At 66.0% G+C, this 18,623-nt stretch carries 14 protein-coding genes; 7 read left to right on the top strand and 7 right to left on the bottom strand.

The features are described 5' to 3' along the window. The first annotated feature begins 1 nt into the window (after position 1). Complete coding sequence (locus B5D38_RS06465; protein ID WP_078707595.1) at positions 2 to 2,008, top strand: 3-hydroxyacyl-CoA dehydrogenase NAD-binding domain-containing protein; 2,007 nt, start codon at positions 2 to 4, stop codon at positions 2,006 to 2,008. A gap of 9 nt (positions 2,009 to 2,017) precedes the next feature. Here B5D38_RS06465 and B5D38_RS06460 read toward each other — a convergent pair whose 3' ends face one another. Further along, the gene (locus tag B5D38_RS06460) at positions 2,018 to 2,920 is read right to left on the bottom strand and encodes a PaaX family transcriptional regulator C-terminal domain-containing protein (protein ID WP_078707594.1); all 903 of its coding nucleotides are present in this window, start codon (positions 2,918 to 2,920) and stop codon (positions 2,018 to 2,020) included. A 190-nt stretch (positions 2,921 to 3,110) separates the two neighbouring features. Here B5D38_RS06460 and galK point away from each other — a divergent pair, with 190 nt between their 5' ends. From galK to B5D38_RS06430, 6 genes are all read left to right on the top strand, one after another. Next, positions 3,111 to 4,259, top strand: a complete 1,149-nt coding sequence (gene galK / locus B5D38_RS06455) for a galactokinase (RefSeq protein WP_078707890.1) — start codon at positions 3,111 to 3,113, stop codon at positions 4,257 to 4,259. Positions 4,260 to 4,331: 72 nt separating this feature from the next. Beyond that, positions 4,332 to 6,188, top strand: coding sequence for a sensor histidine kinase (locus B5D38_RS06450; RefSeq protein ID WP_078707593.1), 1,857 nt, complete (start codon positions 4,332 to 4,334; stop codon positions 6,186 to 6,188). Further along, positions 6,185 to 6,796: a response regulator transcription factor gene (locus B5D38_RS06445; RefSeq protein ID WP_078707592.1), complete on the top strand. Its 612-nt coding sequence runs from the start codon at positions 6,185 to 6,187 to the stop codon at positions 6,794 to 6,796. The genes B5D38_RS06450 and B5D38_RS06445 overlap by 4 nt, the downstream gene beginning before the upstream one ends. Before the next feature lie 167 nt (positions 6,797 to 6,963). Further along, a complete protein-coding gene (dsrO, locus tag B5D38_RS06440; RefSeq protein ID WP_078707889.1) occupies positions 6,964 to 7,698 on the top strand; it encodes a sulfate reduction electron transfer complex DsrMKJOP subunit DsrO in 735 nt (244 codons plus the stop codon). A 106-nt stretch (positions 7,699 to 7,804) separates the two neighbouring features. Then, the gene (gene nrfD / locus B5D38_RS06435; RefSeq protein WP_078707591.1) at positions 7,805 to 8,923 is read left to right on the top strand and encodes an NrfD/PsrC family molybdoenzyme membrane anchor subunit; all 1,119 of its coding nucleotides are present in this window, start codon (positions 7,805 to 7,807) and stop codon (positions 8,921 to 8,923) included. A 26-nt stretch (positions 8,924 to 8,949) separates the two neighbouring features. Beyond that, positions 8,950 to 12,054 (top strand): molybdopterin dinucleotide binding domain-containing protein, encoded by a 3,105-nt coding sequence (locus tag B5D38_RS06430; RefSeq protein ID WP_078707590.1) that lies wholly within the window; start codon positions 8,950 to 8,952, stop codon positions 12,052 to 12,054. Between the two features lie 81 nt (positions 12,055 to 12,135). On the opposite strand, the gene B5D38_RS06425 is transcribed toward B5D38_RS06430, so the two are convergent. From B5D38_RS06425 to B5D38_RS06405, 6 genes are all read right to left on the bottom strand, one after another. Further along, positions 12,136 to 13,809: a putative transporter gene (locus tag B5D38_RS06425; RefSeq protein ID WP_078707589.1), complete on the bottom strand. Its 1,674-nt coding sequence runs from the start codon at positions 13,807 to 13,809 to the stop codon at positions 12,136 to 12,138. Positions 13,810 to 14,553: 744 nt separating this feature from the next. Then, the gene (locus B5D38_RS22720) at positions 14,554 to 14,676 is read right to left on the bottom strand and encodes a hypothetical protein (RefSeq protein WP_280949371.1); all 123 of its coding nucleotides are present in this window, start codon (positions 14,674 to 14,676) and stop codon (positions 14,554 to 14,556) included. 176 nt (positions 14,677 to 14,852) lie between these two features. Next, entirely contained in the window at positions 14,853 to 15,890 is a 1,038-nt protein-coding gene (locus tag B5D38_RS06420) for an ABC transporter ATP-binding protein (RefSeq protein ID WP_078707588.1), read from the bottom strand. Next, entirely contained in the window at positions 15,890 to 16,675 is a 786-nt protein-coding gene (locus B5D38_RS06415; protein WP_078707587.1) for an ABC transporter permease, read from the bottom strand. The genes B5D38_RS06420 and B5D38_RS06415 overlap by 1 nt, the downstream gene beginning before the upstream one ends. Further along, a complete protein-coding gene (locus B5D38_RS06410; protein WP_078707586.1) occupies positions 16,672 to 17,535 on the bottom strand; it encodes an ABC transporter permease in 864 nt (287 codons plus the stop codon). The genes B5D38_RS06415 and B5D38_RS06410 overlap by 4 nt, the downstream gene beginning before the upstream one ends. Before the next feature lie 27 nt (positions 17,536 to 17,562). After that, positions 17,563 to 18,594: an ABC transporter substrate-binding protein gene (locus B5D38_RS06405; RefSeq protein WP_078707585.1), complete on the bottom strand. Its 1,032-nt coding sequence runs from the start codon at positions 18,592 to 18,594 to the stop codon at positions 17,563 to 17,565. Between the last annotated feature and the right edge of the window lie 29 nt (positions 18,595 to 18,623).

Below are 18,623 nucleotides of genomic sequence, written 5' to 3'. Positions count from 1 at the left end.
GATGGCCGTTACGCTGGAAAAGGACGGCTCCATCGCCGTTGTCACGGTCGACTCGCCACCGGTGAATGCCCTGTCGCGCGATCTGCGCCAAGAGCTTATCGACGCCGCCGAGGCGGCGGACGCGGACCCCGACATCGAGGCGGTGGTGCTCATGGGGGCCGGGCGCGCCTTCATCGCCGGCGCGGACGTTTCGGAGTTCGACCGCCTGCCCGAGCCGCCCCATCTGCCCGATGTGGTCGCGCGGATCGAGACGGCAAAGAAGCCCTGGATCGCCGCCATTCACGGCGCGGCGCTGGGCGGCGGCATGGAGGTCGCACTCGGCTGCCGCTTCCGCATCGCCGCGCCCGGCACGCGGCTCGGCTTTCCCGAGGTGGCGCTCGGGGTCGTTCCCGGCGCTGGCGGCACGGTCAGGACACCGCGCCTCGTCGGCTTCGACAAGGCGGTGGCGCTGGTGACGGGCGGCAAGCCCGTCGGCGAGGAGGAGGCGAAGGCCATCGGCCTCATCGATGCGATTGCGGAGGGCGATCTGAGGCAGGCCGCTCTTTCCTTCGCGCGGGCGGCGCTGGGAAAACCGATGCCCTCGCCGCTCGCCGCCCGAGACGTTGCCGCACCGCACGAAGGGTTCTGGGTGGAGGCGGAAACGCGACTTGCCAAGCGCGGAGAGGGAGCCGCGCGGCTGCGCGCGCTCGCCTGCCTGAAGCGCGCAGCCGAGGCCGACTTCGCCGCCGCCATGGCGCACGAGCGCGCGACGTTTCTGGAGCTTCGGGCTTCGGACGAGGCGGCGGCGCTGCGCCACGTCTTCTTCGCCGAGCGCGCGGCGAGCCGGCCGCCCGAGCTCAAGGGCATCGAGCCGCGGCCGATCCGCTCGGCCGGCGTTGTCGGCGGTGGCACCATGGGCGCGGGCATCGCGCTGGCGCTGCGCCGAACCGGACTGCCGGTGGTCCTTCTGGAGCGGGACGAGGCGGCTGCCGCGCGCGGCCTTGACAATTTCCGCGATCTCGTCGGCGGCATGGTGAAGCGCGCTCTGGTGAGCGAACCCGAGGCAGATGAGCTTCTCGCCGGTCTGTCCGTCACCACCGAGATACGCGCCCTGGGTGATGCGGATCTCGTCATCGAGGCGGTGTTCGAGGAGATCGGCGTCAAGCGCGACGTCTTCGCCCGGCTCGACGGGGTCTGCCGACCGGACGCGATCCTTGCCACCAACACCTCCTATCTCGATCCCCGCCGCATCGTGGCGGGGCTTGGCGATCCCGAGCGTTATGTTGGGCTCCACTTCTTCTCGCCCGCCCACGTCATGAAGCTCCTGGAGATCGTGCCGCTGCCCGAAACCGCCCCCGAGGTGCTGGCCACGGCCTTCGCGCTCGCCGCGCGGCTTGGCAAGGTGCCGGTCAAGGCCGGCATCTGTGAGGGCTTCATCGGCAACCGCATCCTGAAGAGATACCGCGCGGCGGCGGAAGACCTTCTTCGCCAAGGCGCGGCCATCGCCGATATCGATGCGGCGATGCGCGGCTTCGGCTTCAGGATGGGGCCGTTCGAGGCGCAGGACATGGGCGGCCTCGACATCGCCTATCTCCAGCGCGAGGGCGCGCGGGCGGCGGGCGAGCCGGTGCTGGAGACGCTGGCCGATATTCTGGTGCGCGTCGGGCGAAAGGGGCGCAAGACCGGCGCCGGCTGGTATGACTACGCCGAGAGTGCCGCAGCGCCGACCCCTTCCTCCGAGGTCGGGGAATTGCTGGCGGCGCATGTCGGCGGCGGCCCGTCCCTTTCCGGTGAAGCGATTGCGGCGCGGCTCGTCTCCGAGATGGCGGAGGAAGGTGCGGCGATTCTCGCCGAGGGCATTGCCGTCGCGGCCAAGGACATCGATCTCGTCGAAATCCATGGCTACGGCTTTCCGCGCTGGCGAGGCGGGCCGATGTTTCACGCCAGTCGGCGTGGCGCGAAGAGGTTCGCCGACGATCTCGGAAGGCCTCCGTCTCCGGCCCTGGCGGCTTTTCTTTCTGCCGGTTGAGGCGCCTTTTCAGCCGAGCGCATCCAGGCGGCGGCGCGTCTCGGGCGTTTCCGCGGGCAGGGCGCCTTCGGCCGAAACGAAATGGCGGCCGATATGTGCGTCGGCGCTGCCCGAGAGCCGGCGATAGAGGTTCGCGAAAAGCGCCCGTGCTTCGCGGCCGGGCCAGTCTGCGGGGAGGGCAGCTGCCGGCAGGCGCGGATCGCGAAGCACCACGGCGCGGAATTCGTGCACGAGGGCAAGGCGAAGCGCCAGCGCGCGGCCGCCGGAAAGGCCCGCACCTTGGGCGAGCGTCAGCTCCAGCGGCGCGAAACGGGCGATGAAGCCGCGATAGGCCGCGTCATGTTCGCCCAGTGGCCAGCGTTCGGCCGCAAAGGCCGGCAGATCGTCAATACTCGCGATCGTCTCGCAGCGCATGAGGAGGCCGGAAGGAGCGCGAATATCCGGCCGTTCTGACGCGACGAAGAGCCCCCCTCCCAGCGCTGCCCAGCCGGCACGGCGCAACTCTTCCTCTCCCATTCCTTCGCGCGGACGGACAAGGAGCCAGTGTTTGGGCGGTGCGGCCGAGGAAAAGAGAATCGCGGCGGCTGCGGCGAACTCGGCCCGTGCCGCCGGCGTCAGCCGATAGTGGCTGCGGCGGCCGACACGCTCTCCGACCAGCTGGCCGGCCGCCGCCAGCCGCGAAACGGCGGTACGCACGAGCGTCTCCGAAATGCCGCGTTCGGAGCAGGCGTCGATGACGTTTCCCATCCAGAGCTCGCCGCCGCGCGGGGCGGCAACGTCGCCGTAAAGCGTGACGATGAAGGCGGCGGCGCGGGGAGGGGCATGTTCCAGAACGGCGACGAAGGCCGCATCTATCGAAGCCGAAGCATCCTCGTCCGGACTTGCTTCCGCCTGTCGCTGCTGGTCCGCCATTCTCCGTCCTCTCCCGGCGCCTCAAAAGGCGCGTGGTGATCGCGTCTATCATCCCTTGCCTGCCTGCCGATCTCAAGCACAGAGAGATCCGCTGAACCGATGGGCAGCGACGAAGCGGCACAATATCGCCCCTCGACAAACCGCTTGGTTCGGGTGATTGAAAAAGGCCTGGATCACCCGCGAGACGATCATGACCTCGGACACCGCCCAGCACCGTTCTGCAGCCGGCCCGCGCGGCTTTGCCGCCCCTGGCCGCGTCAACCTGATCGGCGAGCACACCGACTATAATGACGGCTTCGTGCTGCCGGTGGCGCTGGACATGACGACGCGCATCGAGGCCGAGCCTCGCGCCGACCGCACCGTCACGGTCCGATCCCGGATGAATGGCGCCGAGTTCTCCTTCAATCTCGACGAAAGCGATCCGGCGCCCCGCCGCGACTGGAGCGACTATGTGCGCGGGGTCGTGGTCATGCTTCAAAGGGCCGGCCACCGTCTCACGGGCGCCTCGCTTGTCGTCGACAGCAACGTGCCCACCGGCTCGGGTCTCAGCTCCTCGGCGGCTCTCGAAGTCTCGGTCGGCTATTCGCTGGTTCGGCTGGCGGGCGAGGAGATCGCGCTGCCCGAACTCGCCAAGCTCTGCCAGAAGGCGGAAAACGAGTTCGTCGGCATGCGCTGCGGCATCATGGACCAGTTCATCTCCTGCTGCGGCGTCGCGGGCCATGCGCTGCTCATCGACTGCCGGAGCCTTTCGACGCGAACCGTGGCGATCCCGCAGGGCACGCGCATCGTCATCTGCAATTCCATGGTCCATCATGAGCTCGCCAGCGGCGAGTACAATCTACGTCGTCAGGATTGCGAGCGCGGGGTGGAGCTTCTGAAGCCCGCGATGGGAGAGATCACGGCGCTGCGCGACGTTTCTCCCGAGGCTCTCGAGGCTCATCGCGACCTTCTGCCCGAGACCACCTATCGCCGCTGCCGGCACGTCGTCAGCGAGAATGCGCGGGTGCTCGCCGCCGTCGATGCGCTGGCCTCCGATGATCCCTGGCGCTTTGGCCAGCTGATGGTCGAATCCCACGCCAGCATGAAAGACGACTACGAGATCACCTGTCCCGAGATCGACCAGCTGGTGGAAATCGCGCTGGCGCAGCGGGGGGTCTACGGCTCGCGCATGACGGGCGGCGGCTTCGGCGGCTGCACGGTGTCGCTGGTCGCGGACGAGGCGGCGGAGGATTTTGAGCGCGCGCTTGTCGAGGGCTACCACGCTGCGACCGGCATCACGCCGCCGATCTACGACTGCGTCGCCGGCCCCGGCGTCCGGGAGATCACTCCGCGCGGCTGATTTCCGGCCGCGCCCACGCGCATTTGATCCTACGCATCATCAGCGCGGCGAAGTTGTGCAAGGTTCGCCGCCATGATCGACTGCCACGTTCCTCCACGGCGAGCCGTCATCGCGATCCTCGTCGCGCTGCTTCTGGCGATAGTCGGGACAGCGAGCTCCAGGGGCGCGATTGCCGCGCCCATTCGTGTCGGGGTCCTCGCCTATCGCGGCGGGGACCATGCCGAGGCGGTTTGGGGGCCGACGATCGGCTATCTTTCGCGCGCGCTGCCGGACGACGACGTCGTCATGGTCGCGCTCGACCTTGCCGGGATTCGCAAGGCCGTGGCGGAAGGCAGCGTCGACTTCATCCTCACCAACACCGGCAACTATGTCGAGCTCGAAGCGGCGTTCGGCGTCTCGCGCATCGCCACGCTCCATTCGCTGCGCTCGGGCGAGTCGGGCGGCGCGGTCGGCTCGGTCATCGTGACACGGCGCGACGAAAAGGACATCACCACTCTGGCCGATCTCAGAGGGCGCAGCGTCATCGCCGTCGATGCCGAAGCCTTCGGCGGTTTCCAGATCGGCTGGGGAGAGATGCTGAAGGCGGGCGTCGACCCGTTCAAGGATCTTTCGGAGCTGCGGTTCTCCGGCTTTCCCGTCGATCGCATCGCCTTCGCCGTGACGCGGGGCGAGGTGGACGCCGGAATCATGCGCGCCTGCGTTCTGGAGGACCTTGCCCGGGAGGGGCGGGTGAAGCTCTCGGACTTCCACGTTCTCGGAGAGCGGAACGTGCCGGGCTTCGACTGCCTTCTGTCGACGCCGCTCTATCCCGACTGGCCGTTCGCGCGGCTTGCGGCGACGCCGGAGGCCCTTGCCAAGAAGGTCGCCATCGCGCTGTTCGAGATGCGAAGCGACGATCCCGCGGCGGTCGCCGGCAATTACGAAGGCTGGAGCGTTCCCATGGACTATCAGCCGGTCCACGCCCTCTTCTGGGCGTTGAGGATCGGCCCCTACGCCAATCTGCGCAATCCTTCGCTTCTCGATGTCGCGAAGGCGAACTGGCACTGGCTCGTCATGGCGCTGATCGCGCTCGCCTGGTGGATATGGCATGCGCTGCGCGTCGAGCATCTGGTGAAGGTGCGGACCGGCGAGCTGGAGGCGGTCAACCTGGAGCTTCGCCGCGAGATGGCGGAGCGCCGCCGCGCCGAGGACGAGGCGCGCGAGCGCCAGCGCGAGATGGACCATGTCGGCCGCCTCTCGATCCTGGGCGAGATGGCGAGCAACCTTGCCCACGAGCTGAACCAGCCGCTCGGCGCCATCGCCAACTATGCGCGCGGCTGCACACGGCGGATCAGCGCGGGGCTCGCGCGCCCCGAGGACCTCGTGTCGGCGACGGAGGCCATCGCTCACGAGGCCGAGCGTGCCGGCAAGGTCGTCGCGCGCATCCGCGCCTTCGTAAAGAAGCGCCCGATCCAGCTCGGAGCCACCGATGTCAACGCCGCCATCTCCTCGGCGCTTGCGCTGTGCGAGCCACGCGCCCGCGGCGATCGCGTGCCACTTGCTCTCGATCTCGGCGAAGGGCTTCCGGCGGTCGCGGCCGATCCGGTCCAGATCGAGCAGGTGGTGATCAATCTCGTGAAAAACGCTCTCGACGCGATGACGGACGACGCCGCGCGGTTGAAGGGCATCAGGATAGCAAGCCATCTCGCCGAGCCGGGAAAGGTGGAGGTCTCCGTTGCCGATCACGGGCCGGGCTTCTCGCTTGAAGCCAGCCAGCGCCTTTTTGAGGCCTATTTCACCACCAAGCGCGACGGGATGGGGCTCGGCCTTTCGATCTGCCGCACCATCATCGAATCCCATGGCGGGCATCTGACCGCGCGCGACAACCCCGATGGCGGTGCGATCGTCGCCTTCACACTCCCGACGTTGAACAAGGAAGGAAAACGATGAAGGCCGAACCGGAGCGGATCGTCTATGTCGTCGACGACGATGCGGCCATGCGCGATTCCCTTGCCTGGCTCATCGGCTCGCTTGGCCTCAAGGTTGAAGCCTTTGCCTCGGCGGAGGATTTCCTGGCCGCACTTCGCCCGGGGCGGCCTGGCTGTCTCGTCACCGATGTCAGAATGCCGGGCATGAGCGGACTGGAGCTTCAGGACGCGCTGGCAAACACGGAATCGCTTCTCTCCGTCGTCGTCATTACCGGCCATGCCGATGTGCCCATGGCGGTGAGGGCGCTTCGCTCCGGCGCCGTCGATTTTATCGAGAAGCCGTTCAACGACCAGATGTTGCTCGACCGGGTGAACGCGGCTCTGGCAAGATCCTTCACAACCTACGACGACCGCGCAAGGCGCGCGGACCTGGAGGCGCGCCTCTCGCGCCTGACGGCGCGTGAGAGGCAGGTGGCGGAACGGGTGGTGGAGGGCAGGCCGAGCAAGGCGATCGCCGCCGAACTCAACCTCAGCCTCAAGACCGTCGAGGTCCACCGTCACAACATCATGGAAAAGCTGGAGGTGGCGTCCGTGGCCGAACTGACGCGCCTCTTTATCGACGCTGCTTGACCAAAAGCGCGCGGGAATGCGGCGGATGACCGCACTTCCGCGACACATCGTCATCGGTGAAAACCCTGAAAAGTCTGGGGTTTCCCCCAATGGGATCGACCCTGTCCAGCCGCTAGCCTCGCAGTCAGATGGCCCGCGCCTTTGCGCGGAACGAGGCGGAGAGTGGCATGGACCGATCACGACGCAACTTTCTAGGACTTGGCGCCGCCGCCGTCGGCACGGCCACCCTTCAGCCCGCGACCGTCGAAGCGCGCGAGGCGCGCCACGGCGGCGACGCCGCCCACCGTTGGGCGATGGTCGTCGACCTTCGCAAATGTGTCGGCTGCCAAGCCTGCACCATGGCGTGCATCATGGAGAATAGGGTGCCGGAGGACAGCTTCCGCACCATCGTCTCGACCTACGAGGTAGCCGAGAACGGCAAGTCGGCGACCTATATGCTGCCGCGTCTCTGCAACCACTGCGAAAATCCGCCCTGTACGCCGGTCTGCCCGACGGGCGCCACCTATCAGCGCCAGGACGGCATCGTCGTGGTGGACAACTCCGTGTGCGTCGGCTGCGGCTACTGTGTCCAGGCCTGCCCGTATGATGCGCGTTTCATCAATCATGAGACGCTGACCGCCGATAAGTGCAATTTCTGCGTTCATCGGGTGGATGCGGGGCTTCTGCCGGCCTGCGTCGAAACCTGCGTCGGCGGCGCCCGCATCTTCGGCGATCTGAACGATCCGGAGAGCACGGTCTCGAAGCTGGTGGCGAGCGAGGACGTCAAGGTCCTGAAGCCGGGCGAGGGAACGGACCCCCGCGTCTTCTATATTGGGCTCGAGGCCGAGTTCCAGGGCCGCGTCGACGGCACGCCGACCCTCTGGCGGCCGAGCCGGGCGAAGGCCGAACCCTCGCTAGTCTGATCGGCGTCGCGCGGCCGCCGGGCGCAGGAGCGCCCGCTTTTCCAGTTTCTCCACCCTGACGCCGGCCATGGACCATGGGCGCAGGGGGCATTCGGAGCCATCAGCGATGGACGAACACATCCTCGAACTCATCAACGTGACGCGGGAAGTCGCCTGGCTACCCTGGGCAGTACAGTATTTCTTCCTGATCGGCATCTCGGTCGGCGCCGTCCTTCTCTCGCTGCCGGGCTACTGGATCGGGCGGCCGAACTGGACGAAGCTGAGCCGCCTCGCTCTCGTCGTCGCCCTGGTCTGCGGGCTCGCGGCGCCCGTTGCCCTCGTCTCCGACCTGCATCAGCCGAACCGCTTCTGGCACTTCTATGTCGCCTGGCGTCCGCATTCCTGGATGTGGTGGGGCTCCTTCTTCATCCCTGTCTATATCGGCGGCCTGCTCTTCTATGCCTGGGCGGCGCTGCGCCCCGAGATCGCGGCCCAGGGAAGGGTCGATAGTCGCCTTGGCCGGCTCTACCGCCTGGTGGCCATGGGCGAGCCGCGCGGTGCCGGCCTGATGAAGCTCGCCGGAGCCGTGGTTCTCGTCGGGGCGGGGCTGGTGGCGCTCTATACGGGCGTGGAAGTCTATGTCGTTCGTGCCCAAATCCTCTGGCACACGCCGCTCCTGCCCTTCCAGTTCCTGCTGACCGGTCTCGCCGGCGCACTTGGGCTGGTTCTCGTGCTGAACCCGATCGTCGGCGACGGCGATGCCCGCGTCGAGGTGAAGGCCAACCGCTTGCTCGCCCTGGTGCTGGCCGGCGTCATGGTTCTTGGCATGGTTTGGCTCGGCCTCGGCTATTTCGATCTGGATGCCGCCAATGCCCAGGCCCTGAGGACAGTCGCCGCCTCTCCGGCATGGCGCAACACAGCAATTTGGGCGGCGCTCGCGACCCTCGTCCCGTTCCTCATCGCGCTGGTGAAGCCGAGAGGCACAGGCATCCTGACCGGGCTCATCGCCATCCACAGCGCCTGGATGTTCCGCTGGACGGTCTTCATCGACGGCCAGTCGATCCCAAAGACCGGCGCCGGATTTTACGAGTACGCGCTGCCACGCGGCGCCGAGGGGCTTCTCGGCATCGTCGGCACCGCCGGTCTTTGCCTCTTCCTGCTGGTCGTCATCACCGCGCTTCTGCCGATGCCTAAGCGCCCCGCGACCGGGGCGGCAGAGACCGCCTTCCTCCACCCCGCCGAATGATCGCCCGAGCGCCAAGGGAGACACCCATGTCCATCAATCGTCGCACGCTCCTCGGCACGACGGCCGCCGCCGGAGGACTCGCCGCCTTCGCCGCAGGGTTTGCCCACACCGGCCGCACCATGGTCAAGGGCGCCTGGGCGGGCGAGCACCCCCGCGACCGGATTTCAGGAAACGCCCTGTCGCCGGAATTCACCGTCGATCCGAAGACCGGCGAGCTGGCGCCGACGCCTGGGCAGATCGTCGCCAATGTCACGTGCCAGGGCTGCACCACGCTTTGCAGCGTGCGTGTGCGGGTCGATGCGGAAACGAACACCGTGCTTCGCGCCGTCGGCAACCCGTATAGCCCGTTGTCGACCGATCCCTTCCTGCCCTATGAGACGCCGGTGCGGGATAGCCTGACGTCGCTGTCGCGCTTCGAGGAGAAGGGACTCAAGGGCCGCTCCACCGCCTGCGGGCGCGGCAACGCCGTTCTTCAGATGATCACCTCGCCGATGCGGATCACCAGCCCCTTGAAGCGCGTTGGGCCGCGTGGCTCGGGTGAATGGCAGAAGATCAGCCTGGAACAGCTGGTGGCGGAAATCGCCGAGGGCGGCGATCTCTTCGGCGAGGGGCCCGTCGAGGGGTTGCGGGCGCTGCGCGACCTCGAGACGCCCATCGATCCGGCGGCGCCGGAGTTCGGCCCGAAGGCGAACCAGGTGGGCCTCATCGCGCCGGTCAACGATGGGCGCGACGCCTTCGTGCGGCGCTTCTTCAACCTCGCCTACGGCACCATCAACTATGTCGGCCACGGCTCCTATTGCGGCGGCGCCTACCGCTCCGGCTCGGGCGCCGTCTTCGGCGACTTTAAGAAAATGCCCCACGCCAAGCCGGACATGCAGAACGCGGAGTTCGTGCTGTTCATCGGCACCGCGCCCTCTAACGCGGGCAATCCGTTCAAACGTCAGGCGGCGCTGGCCGGCAAGTACCGCACGGATGGCGAGCTCAATTATGTCGTCGTCGATCCTGTGCTGACCAATGCCGACAACCGAGCGACGCCCGGCCGAACCAACTGGGTGCCGATCCGCCCTGGCACGGACGGCGCGCTCGTCATGGGCATGATGGGCTGGATGTTCGACAACGGTCGGATCGACACGAACTATCTGGCCCAACCGAACGGCAAGGTGGCAGAGGCGGCGGGCGAGGCCGGCTGGTGCAACGCCACCCATCTCGTCATCGTGGAGAAGGGGCATCCGCGCGAGGGGCGGATGCTGCGCGCTTCCGACATGGGCTTCGTCGCCCTGGAGGAAAAGGATCGCTACGGCGATGGCGACGCCTTTGTCGTTATCGATGCCTCGGGGGCGCCTGCCGCCCACGACGTGGCCGGCGGCGCGGCGGCGCTGTTCCATGACGGCGTCGTGCAAACCTCGGTGGGGCCAGTGGCAGTGAAGACCAGCCTCGCCCTGCTGCGCGAGGCCGCCAAGGCGCGCTCGATCGAGGATTACAGCGCGATCTGCGGCGTGCCGGTCGAGGTCATCGCCGGGCTCGCCGAGGAGTTCACCAGCCATGGCAAAAAGGCCGCCGCCAACACCCATGGCGGCATGATGGCCGGCAACGGCTTTTACAACGCCTTCTCCGTCGTCACGCTCAACACCCTCGTCGGCAATCTCAACTGGAAGGGCGGGACAATCTTCGGCAATGGCCGCTTTCCCGACTCGGGCGAGGGGCCACGCTACAACCTTGCGAGCTTCGAGGGAGCGGTGAAGCCTTCCGGTCTGCCGGTGAGCCGCCCCATCCCTTACGAGAAGTCGAGCGAGTTCAAGGCCAGGAAGGCCGCCGGCAAGGCCTATCCGGCGTCGCAGCCGTGGTATCCCAACGCACCGCAGCTCACCACCGAATACATGACCAGCGCGCTCGGCGAGGGCTATCCCTATCGGTTGAAGGCGTTGTTCTTCTGGAACAGCAATCCCGTCTACGGCATCCCCGGCATGGGGCTGGCGAGCGTTGAAAAGCTCAAGGACCCGAAGGTCCTTCCCCTGGTCGTCTCGATCGATCCCTTCATCAACGAGACCTCGGCCTTCGCCGACTACATCGTGCCCGACACGGTGATGTATGAGAGCTGGGGCTGGACATCGGCCTGGGGCGGTGTTCCGACCAAGCTCACTTCGGCCCGCTGGCCGGTGGTCGATCCGCGCAACGACAAGACTCCGGACGGCGAGCCTGTCCAGATGGAGACCTTCCTGATCCGGCTCGCCAAGACGCTCGGCCTCCCTGGATTCGGCGCAGGCGCCATTCCCGATGTCGATGGCAACCTGCATCCATTGGAAAAGCCGGAGGATTGGTATCTGCGCGGCGGCGCCAACATCGCCTGGCTCGGCAAGAAGCCGCTACCAGACGCGTCTGACGACGACATCGCTTTGTCGGGCATCGAGCGCATCCTGCCGCGCCTCAAGGCGACGTTGAAGGAGGAGGAGTGGCGCAAGGTCGCCTTCGTCCTCGCGCGCGGCGGCCGTTTCGAGAACCAGAGCGGCGGCTTCGTCGAAGACAAGGCGGGCCATACCTTCGACAAGGGGCTCCTCGTCTATAATGAGGCGCTGGCCACCTCGAGAAATGCCATGACCGGCAAGCGCTGGACCGGCACTGCGACCTTCACCCCGCCGGCCTTCGCCGACGGCACGGAGATGCGATCCGTCCATAAGGCCGAGGATTGGCCGTTCGAGCTGGTCAGCTCGAAATCCGTGCTCATCTCGTCGCTGACCATCCTGGCGACGCGCCTTCGCCATCTCCACCCAAGCAACCCCGTCGGCCTCAACGTTGAGGACGCGGCGCGCCTCGGCATCAGCACCGGCGATCATATTCGCCTGACGACGCCAGGAGGTGCGGCGGAGGGCGTCGCCATCGTGCGCCACGGCGTGATGCCGGGCGTCATCGCGGTCGAACACGGCTTCGGCCATAAGGAGCTGGGAGCGCGCGCCCACACGATCGACGGCGAGCGCCAGCCAGAGATCGCGGGGATCGGCGCCGGCGTGAACCTCAACGACCTCGGTATCGCAGATCCGACTCGTAAGGGCGTGTCGGTCTGGCTCGATCCGGTGGCGGGAAGCGCGGTGCGCCAGGGCCTGCCTGCAAGGGTGGAAAAACTGGCCTCGGCCTGAGCGGGAGCGGCGAAAGACAAGGGCCGGCTGACGGGAAGTCAGCCGGCCCTTGTCATGACCGGGCGCGTTCGACGCGGCTCGCTACAACAGCCACAGCATGGCGATGATGAGCTGCGGCGCGATGATGCGCAGGCACATGGTCAGCGGATAGACTGCCGAATAACCTGTCGCCTGCGCCTGCGAGGGCGAGAGCGCATTGGCGAAGGCAAGCGCCGGCGGATCCGTCATGGTGCCTGAGAGCACGCCACAGAGCGTGAGATAGTTGATCTTGAGAATCATGCGGGCGAAGAAGCCCACCAGGAACAGCGGGATGAACGTGATCATCGTGGCCTGCGCCATCCAGATCAAGCCGTCACCCGAGGCGATGGCGCTGATGAAGCGTGGGCCCGAGTAGATGCCGACGCACACCATGAAGCAGGTGATGCCGAGCTCGCGGATGATGTGGTTGACGCCCGGCGGCATGAACCAGACGATCGGGCCGAAGCTGCCGAGGCGGGACAGAAGGATCGCCACGATCAGCGGGCCGCCGGCGAGGCCGAGCTTGATCGGCACGGGAATTCCCGGAATGGTGAAGGGGATCGAGCCGAGGATCACGCCGAGGGCGAGGCCGACGAAGATCGGGATCACCTGGGCGTGCGTCAGGCTCTTGTCGTCGTTGCCGACGACCTCGGCGAAGCGGCTGAGCTTGTCGCGCTCGCCAACCACCATCAGGATGTCGCCGAACTGAAGCTGGCTTGCATCGTCGGGCACCAGTTCAAGGCTCTGACGGTTAAGCCGGGTGATCGTAACGCCATAGGCGCGGGGATTGACCTCGCCGATCGTCTTGCCGAAGAGGCGCGAATGCGTCACCACAAGGCGCTGCGCCTGGATCGGGCCCTTGCTCTCGTCCTGAAGCCGGACCTGCGCGGGCTGGCCGAGCAGCCACTGGAGATCCTGCAGATGCCGCTTCTCGCCGACGGCGAGAACCACATCGCCCTTCCTCAACTTGAAATTGGGGTCAGCGATTGCCTGGGTTCCGTCGCGGCTCACGCGGCTGATGACCAGGTTGCGCTTGGCGCCCCCCAGCACCTCGCCGATCGTGTGCTCGGCGACCTGCTCGTTCTGCACCTCAATGTTCATGCGGTCGAGGGTGAAGCGGCTGGCTTGGCGCGCCTTCTCCCACTCCGCCGCCTCTTCGGGGATCTTCACCGAGAAGAAGATGCGGATCAGCCCCATTACCAGAAGGATGCCGATGATGCCGAACGGATAGGCGACGGCATAGGCCGCCGCCGGGGTCGCGAGTTGGTCGGGCGTGGCGTTGACCTGCCGCAGCATGGAGATACCCGCCGCCAGCGACGGTGTGTTGGTGGTGCCGCCCGAAAAGAGGCCGATGACCGCTTCCCACGGCGTGCCGAAAGCATAATGCAGGAACACCGTGATGAGCGCGCCGCCTCCCACGACGAGCACGGCCAATGCGTTGAGACGCAGACCGTCCTTGGCGAAGGATGAAAAGAAGGTCGGGCCGACGGCGTTGCCGATGCCGTAGACGAAGAGCGCGAGGCCGAATTCGCGGACGAATTCGAGCATGTGCTCGTTCATCGTCAAGCCGAAATAGCCGAAGCCGATGCCCGCGAACAACGGACCGGCGATGCCAAGCTTTATCCCAAATACCTTGATTTCGCCGATCGCGAGGCCCGCGACGGCGACCAGCGAGACGGCGAAGAGCGCGTTGGCGACGCCTTCACCGCTTGCAAACAAGGTTCTCCAGAGCTCCATGGAGCCTCCTCTCGTTCATGATGCATGGCGCCGGCAGGACAGGGAGTGGCCGGGCCGGTGCATACTCGGCGGATACTGAAGTAGATCTTGTGAAATTCTTGATTTGGCCGGCGATCGACGCGCCAGAAAACACGGTGCTGGACGGTCGTCAAAGCGAATGAAGAGGAGGATTTCAGCTTACGCGAGCGGCGGCGGAGGCGGCAGGATACGTCGGAGGCAAAGGAAACGGCAGCAGCCGTTAAGCCTCTTTCAAACGATTGAACTCCTGGCGCGCACTCTCCGGACATGAACCGAAGTCTCTAGGCCGTCTGGGGTGAATTGAGCGCCGACGCGGCCCTCCCGGTCGCCGGCTTCGTTCGCCCGGTTCTAGACGTGAGACCCCGATGCCAAGTTGATCTGAATCAACATCGTCCGCCCCCTTCCGTCGCACCCAGGAGCTTTGGAGCGAGTTCTAGTATCGGATGGTCAGGATGATGGACTTTTTTTGATGGCGCAAAACAAAACACCCGGAAACCTGAGAGGTCTCCGGGTGTCTAAATGCCGTCGATCTGATGCCGCGCCGGATCGAAAACGGCGCTTCCCTCAATCACCACCGCGCCTCAAACGGGGAGCCCGCACGGTCCCGGCAACGGTGATGTAATTCATCGCGAGCCACTGATTCTTTTGATCATGCGGCCATGATGCTTCGGGATTGGAGCCAGGGCATCGTAAAGAGCCTGCTCCGGCATTGATGTTTACCGTTTATTAGAAGTCGAAGCGACGCTCGGCGATGTAGCGATCGGCCTGGCGCTGCCGGGCTTCGATGATGCGCTGGAAGAAGGTCTTCGGCTTGCTGGTGGAAGAGGTGTTGTTCTGACGCTCGGTCATCGTTTTTGCCTTTCGAAATCTCGTTCGCTGTTGCCCTTAAGATGGATCAATGCGCCGCGTTTGGTCAGACCCTTTCGCGCAACTGCTCCATTCGCTGAGTGCAAGGCTCACCGTCTCCTTTGGACAAAAGTGGCGGAAATAGGCCCAGACTGATCAGTCGTTATGCACTGAGCGCATCAGTTGGGCGCGTTTTCGACGGGAATGGCGCTCCCCTCGCGCCAGGAGAGCCAAACCCGGCCATTGTCGGGAAGCTCGGCGAACTCGCTGTCACGCGCGATCGCCTTTATCGGCTCGCCGTGCCGGTCGAGAATCAGCGTTCCCATGGCGCCGGCAAAGATACGCCGGCGGATTTCCGCGCGCAGGCGGATCGGGCCGCTCGGCTCTGACGCGCTCACCTGGACGTTCTCCGGCCGGACCGCAACCATGGCCGTTGTGGCGCCGGGGATCAAAGCGCCGTCGGGGAGGCGCAGTCCTCCGGCCTCCAACGAGCCGCTGAACAGGTTGGCCTCACCGAGAAAGCGCGCCGTGAAGGCGTCGCGCGGGTTGTTGTAAACCTCGCGCGGCGGCCCGTGGCGCACCAGTCGGCCGTTTCTCAGGATGCCGATCTCGTCGGAGAGCGTCAGCGCCTCCTCCTGATCGTGGGTGACGAAAATCGTGGTGATGCCGACCTCGCGCTGGATGCGCTTCAGCTCCACCTGCATCTCGACCCGCAGCGCCTTGTCCAGGGCCGACAGCGGCTCGTCGAGCAGGAGCACGCGCGGCCGCGTGACGATGGCCCTCGCCATGGCGACCCGCTGCTTCTGGCCGCCGGAAAGCTGGTGCGGCTTGCGTTGCCCGAGATCGCCGAGCTGGACGAGATCGAGCACGTCCTTGACCCGGCGGTCGCGCTCCGCGCCACGGATCCTTCGCACGTCGAGCCCGAAGGCGACGTTGTCGGCTACCGTCATGTTGGGGAACAGCGCGTAGCTCTGGAACACCATGCCGATCTCGCGCGCCTCCACCGGAACGCGCTCCACCGGCTCCCCGCCGATCAGCACACGTCCGTCATCGGGAATGACGAAGCCGGCGATGGCGCGCAACAGCGTGGTCTTGCCGCTGCCCGAGGGGCCGAGAAGGCCGAAGAAGCCGCCGTCGCGAAAGTCGAGCGTCACCGCGTCGAGCGCCTTCAGCGGCCCGTAGGTCTTGGTCAGGTTTTCGACGCGAACCTCGGCCATCAGCGCTCTCCCCCAAAGTTCGAATAGCGCGCCGCAAGGAGCATGACCGACATGGAAACCGCGATAATGAGGGTGGAAATGGCGTTGATCTCGGGCGTGAAGCCCTTGCGGATGGATGTGTAGATCAGGACCGGCAGGGTGGCGTCGCCGGGCTCGGACAGGAAATAGGAGACGACGAACTGGTCGAAGCTGACGGCGAAGGCCAGCAGGCCGCCGGCGACGATGCCGGGAAGGATCCAGGGCACCGTCACCCGCTTTGTCACCTGCCAGGGCGAGGCGCCGAGGACCCGCGCCGCCTCTTCCAGGGTGGCGTCGAAAGTCGCCAGACGCGCCGAAACGATGACGATCACATAAGGCAGCGCCAGCGCCACATGGCCGATGATGACCGTCGGCGTGCCGCGCCCGAGGCCGATACCGAAGAAGAAGATCAGCATTGCCGTGCCGATGATCAGCCAGGGAATGGCGATCGGCGGGAAGAGCAGCGCTCGAAGGACTTTCTTGCCCGGAAAGTCATAGCGGAAGAGGGCGATGGCGGCGGCCGTGCCAAGCGCGGTGGCAATGCCCGTCACCACGAAGGCGATCCAGATCGAGCGCCACGCGGCCGAAAGGATCGCGCGGTTGCTCCAAAGCCGCTCGTACCACTCGCCCGAATAGGCGAAGGGCAGCTGATAGAACTCCGACGCGTTGAACGACATCGCCGCCATGACGAGGATCGGCGCGTAGAGAAAGAAGAGGATCAGCGCGAGATAGACCCGCCCGACGATCCCGAGAACCTTGCCCGTCATAGGCGCGCCTTCCTCAGGATCGGGCTCGCGAGGCCCAGGATGACGAGGACGACGGCGAGCAGGATGAACGAGAGGGCGGCACCGAGCGGCCAGTTGAACACGGCGACGAACTGGTCCTCGATCAGTGTGCCGTAATAGGTGCCGAGCCGCCCGCCGAGCAGTCTCGGCTCCATGAACGAGCCGACCACGGGGACGAAGATCAGCACAGCGCCGGCGACGAGACCCGGCATCGACAAAGGCAGGATCAGCCGCCGCAGGATCGTCAGGCGCTTGGCGCCGAGCGAGCGCGCCGCCTCGATGAGGCTGTCGTCGATCGCCTGAAGCGCGAGATAGGAGGTGAGAATGACGTAGGGCAGGTAGGAGTGCACCAGCCCGATGACGATGGCGCTCTGGCTGTACATCAGGTTCAGCTTGACCGGCCAGGGAAGGACGGCGTTCACCGCCCGGTCAAGAACGCCGTTGCCACGAAGGACGATCGCCCAGGAGAAGATCCTCACCAGCGAGTTGGACCAGAAGGGCAGGACCACCAGCAAAAACAGCGCCTCGCGCGAGCGGCCTCGAACGACCTTGGCCAGGACATAGGCGCAGGGAAAGCCGATGAGTACGGAGAGCGCCGTGACCGTCGCGCCGAGCTGCAGCGATTTCCACAGCAGCCGGGCGTAGGTGCCGGTTTCGAGGAAGGCCTGATAGTTGCCGGCCGTCAGGTGCCATTCCCGATCGCCGAAGGGAACGTCGGTCAGGACGCTGAAGAAGACCATGGCCGACAGCGGCAGGAAGATCGCCACCGTCAGCCACAGATAGGCGGGGGAGAGGAGCGTGAGCGCGCGCAACCGGTCGCGTCGCAGGATCGCGCTCGCCATCGGCTTCCTCCCCCCCTTCAAGCCGCGCTATTGCGCCGCCTTCAAATCCTGCCAGAGCTTCAGATAGGTCTCGCGGTCGGCATCGGAGACCGGCTTGAAGAAGTGAACGCGCGAAACCGTCGCGGGATCGGCCACCAGCTTCTTGTTGAAGCTGTCATCGGGAAGGGCGGCGATCGCCTTGGTGTTGGAGGAGACCGGCGCGCCCTCGGCATCCCACTTCACGTAGAAGGCGGGATCGACCATCCAGTCGATGAAGGCATGCGCCGCATCCTTGTGCTTCGACGCCGCGGGAACCGCCAGGCTGTCGAGCCAGCCGACGGCGCCTTCCTTCGGCACGACGAAGGCGATGGGCAGTCCCTTGGAGATCGACCGCGCCGCCGAGCCCGACCAATAGGTCGCCACCGCGAACTCGCCGGAGGCCATCGCCTGGTTCCACTCGTTTTCCGAGCTCCAGAAGGTGGTGATCTGCGGCATGAGTTCGGCCAGCTTGGCCTTGATGGCGGAAAGGTCGGTGATGTTGTCCATATCCTGCCCGAGCGCCAGCGCGCCGAACTGAACCGCCTCCAGGCCGTCGTCACGGATGGAGACGCGCCCTTTCCACTGTGGGTCCCACAGGACCGAGAGCGAGGTCGGCGGCTCCGGGAAATCGTTGGTGTTGACGGCGAGCGCCGTCAGGCCCCAGGTCCACGGCACGCCGAAGAGCTTGCCCTTCGGGTTGAGAGCTTCGGTGCCGGTGAGCTTTGGATCGAGATCGGAAAAGTTCTTGATCTTCGCGGTGTCGATCGGGGCGATAAGGCCCTCGTCCGCTGCCTGCGCGGTATAGGCGGAATTGACGAGGACCACGTCGTAGGCGCCGGGGTTGGTCCGCAGCTTGGTCAGCATCTCCTGTTCGGAGGTGAAATATTCGTGGACGACGGTATTGCCCGTCTTCTCTGCGAATTCCTTGACGGCCCAATCGATATCGGTGCCGTAGCCCTGCCAGTTGAGGACGCGGATCTCGTCGGCATGCGCGGTTTGCGCGGCGAGGGCCAGGGTGGCGGCCAGAAGCAGTCTCTTCATCTTCTCCTCCTCACGGGTATGGGAGCGGT

Source organism: Consotaella salsifontis, assembly GCF_900167365.1.
Classification (GTDB): Bacteria; Pseudomonadota; Alphaproteobacteria; order Rhizobiales; family Rhizobiaceae; genus Consotaella; species Consotaella salsifontis.
This window is presented reverse-complemented; position numbering and strand designations above follow the sequence as displayed.

Excerpts from the sequence above, each read along its gene's own strand:
- B5D38_RS06465 (WP_078707595.1), top strand. The coding sequence starts at position 2 with ATGGCCGTTACGCTGGAAAAGGACGGCTCCATCGCCGTTGTCACGGTC.
- B5D38_RS06460 (WP_078707594.1), bottom strand. The coding sequence starts at position 2,920 with ATGGCGGACCAGCAGCGACAGGCGGAAGCAAGTCCGGACGAGGATGCT.
- galK (WP_078707890.1), top strand. The coding sequence starts at position 3,111 with ATGACCTCGGACACCGCCCAGCACCGTTCTGCAGCCGGCCCGCGCGGC.
- B5D38_RS06450 (WP_078707593.1), top strand. The coding sequence starts at position 4,332 with ATGATCGACTGCCACGTTCCTCCACGGCGAGCCGTCATCGCGATCCTC.
- B5D38_RS06445 (WP_078707592.1), top strand. The coding sequence starts at position 6,185 with ATGAAGGCCGAACCGGAGCGGATCGTCTATGTCGTCGACGACGATGCG.
- dsrO (WP_078707889.1), top strand. The coding sequence starts at position 6,964 with ATGGACCGATCACGACGCAACTTTCTAGGACTTGGCGCCGCCGCCGTC.
- nrfD (WP_078707591.1), top strand. The coding sequence starts at position 7,805 with ATGGACGAACACATCCTCGAACTCATCAACGTGACGCGGGAAGTCGCC.
- B5D38_RS06430 (WP_078707590.1), top strand. The coding sequence starts at position 8,950 with ATGTCCATCAATCGTCGCACGCTCCTCGGCACGACGGCCGCCGCCGGA.
- B5D38_RS06425 (WP_078707589.1), bottom strand. The coding sequence starts at position 13,809 with ATGGAGCTCTGGAGAACCTTGTTTGCAAGCGGTGAAGGCGTCGCCAAC.
- B5D38_RS22720 (WP_280949371.1), bottom strand. The coding sequence starts at position 14,676 with ATGACCGAGCGTCAGAACAACACCTCTTCCACCAGCAAGCCGAAGACC.
- B5D38_RS06420 (WP_078707588.1), bottom strand. The coding sequence starts at position 15,890 with ATGGCCGAGGTTCGCGTCGAAAACCTGACCAAGACCTACGGGCCGCTG.
- B5D38_RS06415 (WP_078707587.1), bottom strand. The coding sequence starts at position 16,675 with ATGACGGGCAAGGTTCTCGGGATCGTCGGGCGGGTCTATCTCGCGCTG.
- B5D38_RS06410 (WP_078707586.1), bottom strand. The coding sequence starts at position 17,535 with ATGGCGAGCGCGATCCTGCGACGCGACCGGTTGCGCGCGCTCACGCTC.
- B5D38_RS06405 (WP_078707585.1), bottom strand. The coding sequence starts at position 18,594 with ATGAAGAGACTGCTTCTGGCCGCCACCCTGGCCCTCGCCGCGCAAACC.